Origin of the sequence: Pseudomonas sp. NPDC007930 (assembly GCF_042958985.1) — a bacterium.
Classification (GTDB): domain Bacteria; phylum Pseudomonadota; class Gammaproteobacteria; order Pseudomonadales; family Pseudomonadaceae; genus Aquipseudomonas.
In genome coordinates this window covers 1-13,423 of record NZ_JBIBKC010000034.1, presented here as the reverse complement: position 1 = coordinate 13,423, position 13,423 = coordinate 1, and the positions used below count along the sequence as shown (strand labels likewise).

Sequence of the window (13,423 nt, the reverse complement as noted above, 5' to 3'; positions counted from 1 at the left end):
GCTTTTAATCAGGTCGGATCACCTTGGCTCGAATGCCGTGCGCCCCCTGTTTGCTGCGCGACAGCGCGGCGCCTTGGCGGCGGGGCGACTCCCACTAGGTCTGTGTAAGTACTCGATTTACGAGACAACACAAACCCGTGGGAGGCCGGCTGTGCCGGGCGATAGGCCCTGAAGCTCATGCACAAAATCAGCGGAGCTCACAGATTGATCCTCCCCATGAAGCGCTCGAATTGCTGAAGTGAACAGCATTACGGCACAGCCGAGATTGATGAGCGCCGCTCACTGGCTTATCCCGTGTGCGCCCGGTACTCATCAAGGGCCGGCTTGCGTAGGGTAAGGCCCGGTAAACCAACGGGAGCGGTGGCGATGGCGGGGCAACAGGATTCAGGCGGGGCGATGCTGGCGCGCCCAGGCAGCGTGGCCGCCAACAGCAAGGCCGAGGGCCTGCGCGTGTTGCTGATCCTCAGCGCCTTGCTGGCGTTCGCGTCGATCTCCACCGACCTGTACCTGCCGGCGATGCCGGCCATGGCCGCCGCCCTGCACGCCGATGGCGGCACCCTGGCGCTGACCATCAGCGGCTACCTGGCGGGCTTCAGCCTCGGGCAGTTGTTCTGGGGGCCGCTGAGTGACCGCTTTGGCCGGCGCCTGCCGGTGGCCTGTGGCTTGTTGTTGTTCGTGATCGGCTCGGCCGGCTGCGCCCTGGCCGCCAGCGGCGCGCAGATGATTGCCTGGCGCGTGGTGCAGGCGCTGGGGGCCTGCGCCAGCGTGGTATTGGCCCGGGCCATGGTGCGCGATGTGTACGCCGGCGACCAGGCCGCGCAAAAGATGGCCACGCTGATGACCATCATGGCCGTGGCGCCGCTGGCCGGGCCCACCCTCGGCGGGCAGCTGCTGCAGTGGCAGGGCTGGCACGCGGTGTTCTGGGTGTTGGTGCTGGTCGGCCTGGGGACCCTCGCCAGCCTGCGCTGGCTGCCGGAAACCCTGCCGGCCGAACGCCGCGCGCCGGCCTCGCCCAGGGCGGTGCTGGGCCGTTATGCCGCGTTGGCGCGCCACCCACGGTTCATGGCGTACGTGGCCGCGGGCGGGTTTTTCTATGCTGGCACCTTTGCCTATATCGCGGGCTCGCCCTTTGCCTACATCGGCTGGTACCACGTCAGCCCGCAGGGCTACGGGCTGCTGTTCGGCGCCGGCATCGCCGGCATGATGCTCACCAACCAGATCAACGCGCGGCTGGTTGGCCGCTATGGCAGCGACCGCCTGTTGGCCGCCGGCGGGTTGCTCGCGGCACTGGCCGGCGCGCTCGTAGCCTTTGCCAGTTGGGGCGGCGCGGGCGGGCTGGCGCTGCTGATCGGCGGGTGCTTTCTGTTCGTCTCGGCCACCGGCATGGTCCTGGCCAATGCCATCAGCGGCGCGCTGAACTGCGCGCCACACATCGCCGGCACGGCGTCGGCGCTGGCCGGCGCGCTGCAGTACGGCGCCGGCATCCTCGGCTCGGCGGCAGTCGCGGTGTTCGCCGACGGCAGCCCATGGCCGATGGGCGCGGCGCTGGCCGTGTGCGGCCTGTGCTGCCTGCTGGCGGGCGCGGTGGTACTGCGCGCGCGCCACCCTTGAACACTGAAATCGTTGAGGTCAGCACCATGGGTTTTTCATTTGTAGGGCAGGTCGCGCTGGTCACCGGCGGCGCGTCGGGGATTGGCTTGGCCACGGTTAACGCGTTTGCCGAGGCGGGCGCCAGCGTAGCGGTGGTCGATATCAACGCCCAGGCCGCGCGCGCGGTGGCCGCCGGCCTGATCGAGGCCGGTTACCAGGCCATCGGCCTGGGCTGCGACGTGGCCGACACCGAACAGGTGCACGCGACGGTCAAGGAAACCGTGGCTGCCTTTGGCCGCCTGGACGCCGCCTTCAATAACGCCGGCATCCAGAACCTGCTCGCTGAAACCGCCGACGCCAGCGCCGAAGACTACGACCGGGTGATGGCGGTGAACCTGCGCGGGGTGTGGAACTGCATGAAGTTCGAGCTGCAGCACATGCGCGGCCAGGGCAGCGGCACCATCGTCAACTGCTCGTCGCTGGGCGGGCTGGTCGGTGGCGCGCAGCGCGGCAACTATCACGCCGCCAAGCATGGGGTGATCGGCCTGAGCAAAAGCGCCGCGCTGGAATACGCCGCGCGCAACATCCGGGTGAACGCCGTGTGCCCAGGGCTGATCTGGACGCCCATGGCCGAGCAAATGGTTGCAGCGGGGCAGGGCGACGCGCTGGCGGGCATGACCCAGGCCATCCCCATGGGCCGCCATGGCAAGCCAGAAGAAATCGCCGACGCCGTGCTGTGGCTGAGCAGCAACCGTTCCACCTACGTGACCGGGCAGTCCATTTCGGTGGATGGCGGTTTCATCATGCGTTAGGCCCTGAAGCTGATGCGCATGGCCTGACTGGCCCCTCGCCCGGCACAGCCGGCCTCCCACGGGTTCTGTGTTGTCCCTTAAATCAGGTACTTACATAAATCTCTGGTGGGAGGCCGTGGTCCGGCACTCCGGCTGCGCCGGGCGAGGGGCCCAACGCCTGCCCGGCCAGCGCCTAAACTCAGCAGTACGGCGGTGCATTCGCCGCCGCCACTGCCTGGGAGCCCTACCATGAACGTGCAACCCTACCTGTTCCTTGCCGGCACCTGCCAGCAAGCCATGGACTTCTACTGCGCCGTGCTCGGCGCCACGGTGCAGTACAAGATGACCTTCGCCGAGGCGCCGCCGGGCGCGGCCAGCGAAGGCTGCGCCAACCCGCCCGCGGACGGCATCATGCACGCCAACCTGGCCCTGGGCGGTACCCAACTGATGATGAGCGACGACCCCAGCGCCGACCCGCAAGCCCATGCCGGCTATGCGTTGTCGATCGCCACCGACGACCTCGCCCAGGGCAAAGCCTGGTTCGACGGCCTCAGCGAGGGCGGCACGGTGCGCGCGCCGTGGGGCGAAACCTTTTGGGCGCAGGGGTTCGGCATGCTCACCGACCGCTTTGGGGTGCATTGGATGGTCAACGTTGAAAAACGCCCGGAGGCGGCGTAACTGAAGCCGGCGCTCAACCCCAACGGTTGAATGATGGCGGCATATAACCCTCACGCAGGCGGCGCCGTGCAAATGGCGCCGTTAACGCCGCGGGCCATGGTTTACCGAAACGCTCGGTGCCAGCGGGCCAATAAAACCACTGCAATCGATACTTTATTGACGCCCTCCGGCCCGGCATCGCACCGCACGAGAATACGCTTGCGCCGCCGGCGAGTGCTGCCCATTCTAAAAAGCCAGTGATCTAGCGGGACTGCGCCTTACTGCCTTGCCGTGCCCCTTCTGTATTGGAAGATTCCACATTCCAGACGCTGAATTTTGCCCGGAGCGTTCTCTCAGCGAGGCTGTTAGTTCATACAGCCAACGGGGCGTATATGCTCTTCAATTCAACGGTGTTTATTGCTGGCTTTCTGCCGGTGGTGTTACTGGGGTTTTTATTATTGGCCAGGCACGGCCACCCGCGCGCCGCCGCGCTGTGGTTGACCTTGGCTTCGCTGGTGTTCTACGGCTGGTGGGCGCCGGCCAACCTCCCGCTGTTACTGGCGAGCATCGCCTTCAACTATGGGCTGGGGGGGTATCTACGGCGTAAACGCTCGCGGGCCGGGCTGGTGCTGGGCGTAATGGTTAACCTGGCGCTGCTGGGGTACTTCAAGTACACCGGCTTTATAATGGGTAACCTGGCCCCGCTGTTCGGGGGGCATTGGGCAATCCCCGATATTGTACTGCCGCTGGCGATCTCGTTTTTTACTTTCCAGCAAATCGCCTACTTGGTCGATGCCCACGACGGCGCCGTCGAAGAACATGGCTTCTTGAACTACTGCTTGTTCATCACGTTCTTCCCGCACTTGATCGCCGGGCCGATTACCCACCACAAAGAAATGCTCGAGCAGTTTCGCGGCGCGGACAACTTCACCCCGCGGCTGGCGAACCTGGCCCTGGGGTTCACCCTGTTTTTGGCGGGTTTGTTCAAGAAAGTACTGTTGGCCGACCCGCTCGGGGAAAACGCTGCGCCAGCCTTTATGACCGCCGCCCAAGGCGCCGTGCCGGCGCTCCAGGACGCCTGGATCGGCGCGCTGAGTTACACCTTGCAAATCTACCTGGATTTTTCCGGTTACACAGACATGGCCATCGGCCTTGCTCTGCTGTTCGGCATCCGCCTGCCGGCCAACTTCAACAGCCCGTTCAAGGCGCGCAATGTGATCGACTACTGGGCGCGCTGGCACATGACCCTGACCCGCTTTCTCACCGCGTATATCTACAACCCCATTGTGATGCGCATCACTCGCCGGCGCATGGCCGCCGGGCAGCCGATGCCGCGCCGCGGCAGGATGCCCCTGGGCGCCTTTTGCATGCTAGTGGCTTACCCCACGGTGCTGACGCTGTTCATTTCCGGGGTGTGGCATGGCGCCGGCTGGCAGTTTGTTGCCTTCGGCCTGCTGCATGGCGCGTACCTGGTGGCCGCCCATGGTTGGCGCGCCTGGAAGGTGAAGCAGGGGTGGGCGCTGGACAGCGACCGGCTGCTGCACTGGGTGCCGGCGGTGCTGTTGACCTTCGGCTGCGTGGTGGTGGCGATGGTGTTTTTCCGCGCGGCCAGCCTGCACGCGGCGTTTGCCATGTTGGCCGGCATGGCTGGCTTGAGCCAGTTGCCCTTCGCTGTGCACTGGCCGCAGGTACATGCGCTGGCGCTGATTGCCTGCATGTTGGGGTTTGTCTGGGGTTTGCCGAACCTGCAGCAGTGGATGGGGCATTTCAACACCGCGCTGAACAGCCAACCGGCACAGCACTGGAGCCAGCGCCTGCTGCCCCTCAGCGCTTGGCGGCCGCACCCGGTGATGGGCCTGGCCCTCGGCGTGCTGGGGTTCTTTGCGCTGGGCACCGCGTTTTCGGTGGCCCCTACCGAGTTTCTCTATTTCAAATTCTGACTGCCGCAGGAGCCCGCGATGGAACAGCTTGCCTGGCTTGCGCAACACCCTGACCTCAGCGCCGCGATCAGTGCGGCCAAGCTGCAACCGGCGGCGCTGGCGCGGCTGCGCCTGGCCAGCAGCCTGGCCGGTTATCGGCGCGATTTCACCTTGACGCTGCGCATCGACCGCCTGGCCCAACAGGGCCTGGGCTTGCTCGCCAGCGAAGGTGAACAGGCCGTGCCGGGGCTTACCCCGCTGCGCCTGGCGGTGTTGTCGTCGCATACCATGGACCACCTGCTACCGGCGATTCGCGTGGCCGGGTTGCCGCGCGGGGTGGGCATTGCCCTGTACCTGGCGCCCTATGGCCTGTACCGCCAAGCGCTGCTGGCGGATAACCCCGAGCTGCAGGCCTTCGCGCCGCAGGTGATCCTGCTGGCGCTAGACGCCCATGACACGCCACCCGCGCTGCCGCTGCAGGCCAGCGACGCCGAGGCCGCGGCGGCGGTGCGGGCGCGCGTCGATGAGCTGGTCGGCTTGTGGCGCCAGGCCCGGCAACGGTATGCCGCGCAGGTGATCCAGCAAACCCTGGTGCCGGCTGAGCCGTCGTTGTTTGGCGCCTACGATGCCCTGGTACCCGGCTCGCCGCGCGCGCTGCTCGAGCGTTTGAACCACGGCATCCGCCAGGCGGCCCGCGAAGAGGGGGTGCTGCTGCTCGACCTGGCCTGGGGCGCCAGCCAGGGGCAGTTCGGCGATGGCCTGGCCAACCCGGTGCGCTGGCACCAGGCCAAGCAATGGGTCAGCCCGGTGTGGGCGCCGCTGTACGGCGAGCAGGTGGCGCGCATCGCCGCCGCGGTGGTCGGGCGCTCGCGCAAATGCCTGGTGCTCGACCTCGACAACACCCTCTGGGGCGGCGTGGTCGGCGACGACGGCGTGAACGGTATCCAGCTAGGCCAGGGCAGCGCGACCGGCGAGGCGTTCCTGGCCTTCCAGCGCTATGTGGCGCAGCTCGCCAGCCGCGGAGTGATACTGGCGGTGTGCAGCAAAAACGATATAGGCGTGGCCGAGGCGGCGTTCGGGCACCCGGACATGGCCCTCAAGCGCGCTGACATCGCCGCCTTCGTCGCCAACTGGGAAGACAAACCCAGCAACCTGCGGCGCATCGCCGAGCAATTGAACATCGGCCTGGACAGCCTGGTGTTCGTGGACGACAACCCCGCCGAGCGCGACATCGTGCGCCGTGAACTGCCGCAGGTGGCGGTTCCAGAGTTGCCCGACGACGCCGCCGACTACGCCACCACGCTTGCCGCGGCGGGCTATTTCGAGGCTATCGCGTTCACTCGCGACGACGCTGGCCGCGCCCACAGCTACGCCGCCAACAGCGCGCGGGCCGCGGCGCAAGGGCAGGCCACCGACATGCCCGCCTACCTGCGCGGGCTGTGCATGGTGCTCGGCGCCGAAACCCTGGGCGCTGCGCAACTGGCGCGCAGCACCCAACTGATCAACAAAACCAACCAGTTCAACCTCACCACCCGGCGCTACAACGAAGCCGAGGTCGCGCGTATCGCCGGCACCCCCGGCGCCATCGCCTTGAGCCTGCGGCTGCAAGACAAATTCGGCGACAACGGGCTGATCAGCGTGGTGCTTGCCCGGCCATGCCCCAGCCTGGCGAGCGATGAGTTGTTGATCGACACCTGGCTGATGAGCTGCCGGGTGCTCGGCCGGCAGGTTGAAGAGGCCACCCTGCAGGTGCTTGCCCGCCGCGCCAGCGAGGCCGGCTACCGCGCGCTGGTTGGCGAGTACCGGCCCACCGAACGCAACGCCATGGTCGCCGAGCATTACCCGCGGCTGGGCTTCACCCAGCAGCCCAGTGCCGCTGCCTCGGCGGCGACCTTCTGGCGCTACCCACTGCCAGCCCCTCCGGGCACTGGCCACTTTATCGAGATCCGCCATGACTGAGACCGTACTGCACGCACTCACCGGCCTGTTCCGCGAGCTGTTCGACGACGACACCCTGGTGCTCAACCCCCAGACCACCGCGGACCAGGTCGACGGCTGGGACAGCCAGATGCACGTGATGTTGATCGTTGCCGCCGAGCAACGTTTCGGGGTCAAGTTCCGCACCGCCGAACTGGAATCGCTGCGCGACGTGGGCCAGTTCGTCGCGCTGATCGAACACAAAAGCGCGGGGGTGTGACCGATGCCCGCCGCCTCCGCGCCGATGGCGGCGCGCTACCTGGTTTCGGTCCTTGCCGGCCTGGCCGGCAGCTTCGTGCTGTTCACCACTTCGCTGTGGGCCCTGGACCACACCGGGCATTTGCCGCCCCCGGCGTTTGCCAACAGCCTGTGCGCCGATGAGAAGCTGGCCTTCCTGCGCAACCACCCGGTGGCCGCGCCCAACCTGCTGGTGGTGGGGTCGTCGGTGGCCTGGCGGCATTTCGACGGCGAAACCGTCGCCGCGCAACTGCCCGGCACCCGCCCGCTCAATGGCGCGTTCTGCGGCCTGCGCGCCAACCAGGCGGTGTACGTCGCCGGCTGGCTGCTGGGCCGCGAGCCTTCGGTGCGGCAGGTGTTGATGATTGTCGACCCGCAGGATTTCGCCGGCTGCGGCGCGGTACCAACGGCCGTGTTCAACCGCCAGGACGCCGATGCCTATGTGTATGGCAATGGCTCGCGCTGGCTGCCCTATGCGCGCTACTTCTCGCCGCTGTCGTTGCTGCGCAACGCCCTGAGCGTAAAAGCCCAGCGCGCCGACCTGATCGAGTTCGACCCGCTGGTGTTCGACCGCTACGGCGATGGCCCGCTGAATACGCCGAACTCCCGCGGCCTCACCTACGCCAAGGCCGACCCGCTGGACCCTGCCTGCTTTACCGCGCTGCGCCAGTTGGCCACCCAGCTCAAGGGCGATGGCCGGGCGTTCACCGTGGTAGCGACCCCGCTGCACCCACAGTGGAAGACCGCCTATGACCCCCACAACACCCTGGCCGCGCAGTTCGACCGCGACCTGCGCCAGGCCCTGGCAGCGACCGGCGCGCGCTTCTGGAATGCCGACGCCGGCCATGGGTACGGCGCCGGGGCCTTTATCGACGCGATTCATCTACGCTGGGCCGCGGCCAAGGTGTTCTCGCAAGCGCTGGCCAGCCACCTCGGCACGCCAACGCCCCGATCAGTGGCTGGATCCATTCCTGCCGAGGCTCCTGTAAACTGATCGAGCGATCAGAATACTGCCGGCATTTTTACAACTCCTGGACCACCGCCAAGCCCCCTGCGACAAAGCGGCTTGCGCGCGGGTATCGCCGTAGGAGTGTGTGTTGTGAGAACCCTTGATGAACGATGAATTTCTGGCAGGTTGCGTACACCTCGCGGCCCGGCCAGACCTGCTCCAGCAACTGTTACGGCTGAGCCGGGAAGACGCGCAGCGCGAGCAGATGAGCCTTGAAGACCTGCGCTACGTGTTCGTGATCGATGCGCTGCGCCATGAGGCCGCAGCGCGCAACACTAGCCTGGATGCCTTGGTGAGAACCTTGGCTCGGGGCCAGCGGGCGTGATGTGGGAGGGGGGGCAAGCAGGCTATACGCCTTTCGCCCGGCACAGCCGGAGTGCCGGACCACGGCCTCCCACGGGTTCTGTGTTGCCGCGTAAATCAAATACTTACACAAATCTGGTGGGAGGCCGGCTGTGCCGGGCGAGGGGCCCTGAAGCTTATGCACAAAATCAGCAGAGCTCACAGATTCATCCCTTCTCCAAAGCCCCGAAATGGCTTAAGTGAACAGCACTCCGGCTGTGCCGGGCGATGGGTCCTGAAGCACCGCTGAACCTGTGGTAGCCCGCGCCGCTAGCGGTACACCGCAAAGGCCTCGCACAGGCGTTCAACCTGCCGGCACGCTTTACCGTGCACTGCCGGGTCGTTCGGTGCATGCAGCAAGTCGGCGATCAGGTGCGCGAGGCTCGCGGCCTGTTCCTGGCGAAAGCCTCGCGTGGTAATCGCCGGGCTGCCAATCCGGATCCCGCTGGTGATCATCGGGCCCAGTGGGTCGTTGGGGATCGCGTTCTTGTTCAGGGTGATTTTCGCACTCTCGAGCAACCCTTCCGCCTCGCGGCCGTTGAGCCCCAGCGGCTGCAGGTCGACCAAGAACATGTGGCAATCGGTGCCCCCGCTCACAATGCGTAGCCCTCGTTGCTCCAGGGTGGCGGCCATGACCGCGGCGTTTTCCAGTACCTGCCCCTGGTAGGCGGCGAACGCCGGCCCGCTGGCCTCGCGAAAGGCAACCGCCTTGGCCGCGATCACATGCATCAACGGGCCGCCTTGCAGGTTGGGGAAAATCGCTTTGTCCAGCGCCGCCCCGTGCTGTTCGCGGGCAAGGATCAAGCCGCCGCGTGGCCCGCGCAGGGTTTTGTGAGTGGTGCTGGTGACGAAGTCAGCGTACGGCACTGGCGATGGGTACAGGCCCGCGGCGACCAACCCGGCGTAGTGGGCCATGTCGACCATCAGGTAGGCGCCTACCTGGTCGCAGATCTGCCGGAACCGCGCAAAGTCGATGCGCCGCGAGTAAGCCGAGGCGCCGGCGATGATCAACTTGGGCTTATGCCGCAGCGCTAAATGCTCGACCTGCCCGTAGTCGAGGCGTTCGTCCGCGGCATTGACCCCATAGCTCACGGCATTGAACAGCTTGCCGGAGAAATTCACCGCGCTACCGTGGGTCAGGTGGCCTCCGTCGGCCAGGGCCATGCCCAGGATCGTGTCGCCAGGCTTGAGCACGCTCAACAATACCGCCTGGTTGGCTTGCGAACCGGAGTGGGGTTGTACGTTGGCGTACTCTGCGCCGAACAGCGCGCGGGCGCGTTCGATGGCCAGGCTTTCGATGTCATCGACCACTTGGCAGCCGCCGTAATAACGGCGCCCTGGGTAGCCTTCGGCGTATTTGTTGGTCAGCACCGAGCCTTGGGCCATCAGTACGGCTTCGCTGACGTAGTTTTCCGAGGCGATCAATTCGATGTGTTGTTCCTGGCGATGCCGCTCGCGATCAATCAGGCGCGCAATCGCCGGGTCGTTGAGTTCTGGGTGCATGGTGTTTCCTCAGTCAGGCAGGTTGGCTAGAAGCGGCGCCAGCCCGGTGCTCGGTGCTGTGGCCGCTGATGAATAGCGAGGTGTCTTTGAGCCCGCTGCCGGTGATCAGTAGCAGCGCGCTACCGGTACTGGCGGGATGCTGGGCGGCCCATTGCAGCAGCCCGGCATAGGTTGCCGCGGCACCGGCCTCGGCTAGCACCCCGGTGCGCGCGGCCAGTGCCCGCGCGGCGTCGGTGATTTGCGTGTCGCTGACACAGATGAATTCGCCGCCGCTGGCGCGCACCGCCCGCAACGCCTTGAGGCGGTCGCGCGGGAAGGCAACGTTGATGCTGCTGGCGCGGCTTGCCGGCGGTATCCGCGCAACCGCGTCTATCGGCCCGCCGCTGCGCCAGGCGCGGTACATGAAATTGCTGGCCTGCGCCTGCACACCGATCAACCGCGGTATGCGTTCGATCCAGCCCAACTGCTTGAGGTCGTAGAAGCCTTTGTACACGGCCCCGAGGATGCAGCCGTTGCCCACCGGCACGAATATCAGCTCCGGTAACTGCCAGCCCATCTGTTCGGCAATCTCGAACGCGACGGTTTTCTTGCCCTCGGTCATGTACGAATTGATGCCAGTGGTGCGGTTGTACCAACCATTTTCATCACAGGCCTGGCGGCAGTGTTCGAACGCCTCATCGTAAGCGCCGTCGACCAGCCTTACTTCAGCACCGAACCCGACCATTTGCGCCAGTTTCGCTGGCGGTGTGGCGCGTGGAACGTAAATGACGCTACGCAGGCGCCGGTCGGCGGCCATGCCGGCCAGCGCGGAGGCTGCGTTGCCAGTACTGGCCACGGCGATCACCTCGGCGCCGGCCTCCAGCGCCAGCCCTACGGCCAGGCTGCTGGCACGGTCTTTTAGTGAACCGGTGGGCTGGCGCGACTCATCCTTGATCCATACCGTCAGGTGGCTTTCGTGTTCGACCAGCCCTTGGTGCCGGTACAGCGGGGTGTTGCCCACCAGCAGCCTGGGGCGAAACGCTTCGCGCACTTGCGGCAGTAAAGGGCTGAAGCGCCACATGCCCTCGGCCCCACGCGCGGCGAGCGCATCGCGGTCCAGCCGGGTGGCCAGGGCAGGGTAGTCGTAGTGCGTGTCCAGGGCGCCCTGTTCGCCGCAGGCTGGGCAACAGTAGCTGATGCTGCCGGGGCGATAGGTGGCCTGGCAGGTGAGGCAATTGAGCGAGTAGGTTGTGTGCATCCGGTGCCCCCTAGGCGCAAGGTGACCGGGCCGGGCGGCCCGGCAGCGTGGCTCAGACCACCATGATGGCGTCGATTGCGACCAGGGTGCCGCGTGCCAGCGCGCTGGCCCCGGAGGTGGTACGGGCCGGGTAGGGCTTGCTGAAGTAACGTTCCATCACCCGGTTCAGGGTGGGGAATTCGTTGATGTCGGTGATGAAGGCATTGACCTTCACCACGTCGGCCAGGCTGCCACCGCAGGCTTCGGCCATCGCCTTGAGGTTGTCGAGGGTTTGCACTAATTGCCCCTCGAAGTCGGTGGCCAGCACGTCGTTGCTTTTCGGTTCGACGGGGGTTTGCGCCGACAGGTAAATGGTCTCGCCGGCGCGCACCGCTTGGGAATAGGTGCCCAACGGCAATGGGGCGTTTTCGCTGAAGATGATTTCTCGGCTGCGGGTGTTGTTGATCTGGGCTTTGCTGTTCATGCGGTACATTCCTTGTAGTGAGTGGAGGTCAGTGAAGTTGTGCAACCGGTTTGAGCGGTTGCGTGCTCAGTTGCCCTTCGCGGCAGCGCTGGGGGCTGAAGGTGGCCAGTTGCAGGCCGGTAAGCTGTAAGTCGCCGGGCACCTGCGCGCCGCGTGCCGCGGCACTGCACAGGCGCGCGGCGGCGGGTGCGGTCTGGATGCCGTAGCCACCCAGCGCGGCGAACCAGATAAAACCCTCGGCCTGCGGATCGCTGCCCAGCACTGGGGTACGGTCGGCCACGAAATTCCTCAAGCCCGCCCAGCGATTGAGAATGCGCGTGGGGCGTAGCGCGGTAGCCTGCTCCAAGCGCTCCATGGTGATCGCCAGGTCCAGCTCTTCGGGGGCGGCATCGCAGGGCGCGCTGGGGGTTTCATCGCACGGCGAAACGATCAGCCGGCCCCCCTCGGGCTTGATGAAGATGTCCTCATCCAGTGTGCCCAAGTAGGGCGTGTGCTGGACGTCGCAGCCGGGGTCTACGCTCAGCACGGTGCGCCGCAGCGCTTGCATGCCGATGCCCGGAACATCGCAGCGGCGCGCGCACTCATCGGCCCAACTGCCCGCGGCATTGACCACTACGGCGGCGCGCAACGCGCCCTCGGAGGTGGTCAGTTGCCAACTGCCGGCGCTGCGGCGGCCGGCCAGTAACTCTTGGTTGCGGCGTACCTCACCGCCGTTGCGGCGCAAGCCGGCGAGGAACGTGGCATGAATAGCGTGGACGTCGAGGTCGAAGGCGCTGGGTTCATGAATGCCGGCCGCCCAGCGCTGCGCCGCGAGGTAAGGGGCGCAGGCCAGCACCTGTTGGCGATCGAGCAAACGCGCCGAGGGGACCTGTTCGGCGACCACGGCAAAACGTTGCCGCAACTGTGCTTCGCGCTCGGCCGTGGCGACGATCAGGGCGCCGCGCGGGCTGCACAAGGGCACTTCGCTCAGCCCCGCCGGCGGCTGTTCGAAGAATGCCCGTGAGGCGCAGGTCAGGGCGCGGATGTGCCGGTTGCCGTAGCTCTCCATCGAGATGGCCGCCGAGCGCCCGGTGGTGTGGTAGGCCAGCACGTTTTCGCGTTCGAGCAGGCACACCCGCCCATGCTGGCTGAGTTCATACGCCGCGGCCACGCCGCCGATGCCACCACCGATCACCACGAAGTCATAGGTTGCGCTCATGGCTGGCGCACCTCCTGTGCCGGCGCGGCCTTGGCGGGGCTGCTCCAGGTCAATACGGCGTACGCCACCAGCCCGAACACCAGCCCCCAGAACGCCGCGCCCAAACCGAGGAAGCTCATCCCAGAGGCCGTGACCAGAAAGGTGATCAGTGCCGGTTCGCGTTGCTTGTCATCGGCCATGGCGCCGCTTAGGCCGCCAGCGATGGCGCCAAACAGCGCCAGCCCTGCCAGCGCGGCGATCAGTTCCTTGGGCAGCGCCGAGAACACCGAGGCCAGGGTGGCGCCGAAGGTGCCCATCAGCAGGTAGAACAGCCCGCAGGCGACCCCGGCGATGTAGCGTTTGCTTTTGTCTTCATGGGCCTCGCGGCCGGTGCAGATCGCCGCGGTGATCGCCGCCAGGTTGAAGCCGTGGGAGTCGCCCCGCCGCCAAGGCGCCGCGCTGTCGCGCAGCAAACAGGGGGCGCACGGCATTCGAGCCAAGGTGATCCGACCTGATTAAAA

12 protein-coding genes and 1 pseudogene are annotated in these 13,423 nt (G+C 66.4%); 8 read left to right on the top strand and 5 right to left on the bottom strand.

Annotation, left to right across the window (positions count from 1 at the left end; all coding sequences use genetic code 11):
• Positions 1-396 precede the first annotated feature (396 nt).
• The 8 genes from ACFZCE_RS27010 (at position 397) to ACFZCE_RS26975 (ending at position 8,505) form a co-directional block, all read left to right on the top strand.
• The gene (locus ACFZCE_RS27010) at positions 397-1,611 is read left to right on the top strand and encodes a Bcr/CflA family multidrug efflux MFS transporter (protein ID WP_390943621.1); all 1,215 of its coding nucleotides are present in this window, start codon (positions 397-399) and stop codon (positions 1,609-1,611) included.
• Positions 1,612-1,637: 26 nt separating this feature from the next.
• Complete coding sequence (locus ACFZCE_RS27005; RefSeq protein ID WP_390943620.1) at positions 1,638-2,402, top strand: glucose 1-dehydrogenase; 765 nt, start codon at positions 1,638-1,640, stop codon at positions 2,400-2,402.
• 228 nt (positions 2,403-2,630) lie between these two features.
• On the top strand, positions 2,631-3,059 hold the full coding sequence (gene yjdN, locus ACFZCE_RS27000; RefSeq protein WP_390943619.1) for a VOC family metalloprotein YjdN: 429 nt from the start codon (positions 2,631-2,633) through the stop codon (positions 3,057-3,059).
• A gap of 371 nt (positions 3,060-3,430) precedes the next feature.
• Complete coding sequence (locus ACFZCE_RS26995) at positions 3,431-4,978, top strand: MBOAT family O-acyltransferase (RefSeq protein ID WP_390943618.1); 1,548 nt, start codon at positions 3,431-3,433, stop codon at positions 4,976-4,978.
• 18 nt (positions 4,979-4,996) lie between these two features.
• On the top strand, positions 4,997-6,916 hold the full coding sequence (locus ACFZCE_RS26990) for an HAD-IIIC family phosphatase (RefSeq protein WP_390943617.1): 1,920 nt from the start codon (positions 4,997-4,999) through the stop codon (positions 6,914-6,916).
• Complete coding sequence (locus ACFZCE_RS26985) at positions 6,909-7,154, top strand: phosphopantetheine-binding protein (RefSeq protein WP_390943616.1); 246 nt, start codon at positions 6,909-6,911, stop codon at positions 7,152-7,154. Before ACFZCE_RS26990 ends, ACFZCE_RS26985 begins: the two co-directional genes overlap by 8 nt.
• Before the next feature lie 3 nt (positions 7,155-7,157).
• Complete coding sequence (locus tag ACFZCE_RS26980) at positions 7,158-8,165, top strand: hypothetical protein (protein ID WP_390943615.1); 1,008 nt, start codon at positions 7,158-7,160, stop codon at positions 8,163-8,165.
• A 118-nt stretch (positions 8,166-8,283) separates the two neighbouring features.
• Positions 8,284-8,505, top strand: coding sequence for a hypothetical protein (locus ACFZCE_RS26975; RefSeq protein WP_390943614.1), 222 nt, complete (start codon positions 8,284-8,286; stop codon positions 8,503-8,505).
• A 287-nt stretch (positions 8,506-8,792) separates the two neighbouring features.
• Here the strand turns inward: ACFZCE_RS26975 and glyA are convergent, their stop codons facing one another.
• The 5 genes and pseudogenes from glyA to ACFZCE_RS26950 form a co-directional block, all read right to left on the bottom strand.
• Positions 8,793-10,025: a serine hydroxymethyltransferase gene (glyA, locus tag ACFZCE_RS26970; protein WP_390943613.1), complete on the bottom strand. Its 1,233-nt coding sequence runs from the start codon at positions 10,023-10,025 to the stop codon at positions 8,793-8,795.
• 13 nt (positions 10,026-10,038) lie between these two features.
• A complete protein-coding gene (locus ACFZCE_RS26965) occupies positions 10,039-11,262 on the bottom strand; it encodes a pyridoxal-phosphate dependent enzyme (RefSeq protein WP_390943612.1) in 1,224 nt (407 codons plus the stop codon).
• A gap of 52 nt (positions 11,263-11,314) precedes the next feature.
• Positions 11,315-11,725 carry a Rid family detoxifying hydrolase gene (locus tag ACFZCE_RS26960; RefSeq protein ID WP_390943611.1) on the bottom strand — a complete coding sequence of 137 codons (411 nt, stop codon included), beginning with the start codon at positions 11,723-11,725 and terminating at the stop codon, positions 11,315-11,317.
• A gap of 28 nt (positions 11,726-11,753) precedes the next feature.
• The gene (locus tag ACFZCE_RS26955; RefSeq protein ID WP_390943610.1) at positions 11,754-12,923 is read right to left on the bottom strand and encodes an FAD-dependent oxidoreductase; all 1,170 of its coding nucleotides are present in this window, start codon (positions 12,921-12,923) and stop codon (positions 11,754-11,756) included.
• A pseudogene (locus ACFZCE_RS26950) lies at positions 12,920-13,336 on the bottom strand (benzoate/H(+) symporter BenE family transporter); the annotation flags it as partial. The pseudogene ACFZCE_RS26950 and the gene ACFZCE_RS26955, both read right to left, overlap by 4 nt.
• Between the last annotated feature and the right edge of the window lie 87 nt (positions 13,337-13,423).

What these genes read in the sequence shown, in the direction of transcription:
- ACFZCE_RS27010 (WP_390943621.1), top strand. Translation starts at nt 397, where the DNA reads ATGCTGGCGCGCCCAGGCAGCGTGGCCGCCAACAGCAAGGCCGAGGGC.
- ACFZCE_RS27005 (WP_390943620.1), top strand. Translation starts at nt 1,638, where the DNA reads ATGGGTTTTTCATTTGTAGGGCAGGTCGCGCTGGTCACCGGCGGCGCG.
- yjdN (WP_390943619.1), top strand. Translation starts at nt 2,631, where the DNA reads ATGAACGTGCAACCCTACCTGTTCCTTGCCGGCACCTGCCAGCAAGCC.
- ACFZCE_RS26995 (WP_390943618.1), top strand. Translation starts at nt 3,431, where the DNA reads ATGCTCTTCAATTCAACGGTGTTTATTGCTGGCTTTCTGCCGGTGGTG.
- ACFZCE_RS26990 (WP_390943617.1), top strand. Translation starts at nt 4,997, where the DNA reads ATGGAACAGCTTGCCTGGCTTGCGCAACACCCTGACCTCAGCGCCGCG.
- ACFZCE_RS26985 (WP_390943616.1), top strand. Translation starts at nt 6,909, where the DNA reads ATGACTGAGACCGTACTGCACGCACTCACCGGCCTGTTCCGCGAGCTG.
- ACFZCE_RS26980 (WP_390943615.1), top strand. Translation starts at nt 7,158, where the DNA reads ATGCCCGCCGCCTCCGCGCCGATGGCGGCGCGCTACCTGGTTTCGGTC.
- ACFZCE_RS26975 (WP_390943614.1), top strand. Translation starts at nt 8,284, where the DNA reads ATGAACGATGAATTTCTGGCAGGTTGCGTACACCTCGCGGCCCGGCCA.
- glyA (WP_390943613.1), bottom strand. Translation starts at nt 10,025, where the DNA reads ATGCACCCAGAACTCAACGACCCGGCGATTGCGCGCCTGATTGATCGC.
- ACFZCE_RS26965 (WP_390943612.1), bottom strand. Translation starts at nt 11,262, where the DNA reads ATGCACACAACCTACTCGCTCAATTGCCTCACCTGCCAGGCCACCTAT.
- ACFZCE_RS26960 (WP_390943611.1), bottom strand. Translation starts at nt 11,725, where the DNA reads ATGAACAGCAAAGCCCAGATCAACAACACCCGCAGCCGAGAAATCATC.
- ACFZCE_RS26955 (WP_390943610.1), bottom strand. Translation starts at nt 12,923, where the DNA reads ATGAGCGCAACCTATGACTTCGTGGTGATCGGTGGTGGCATCGGCGGC.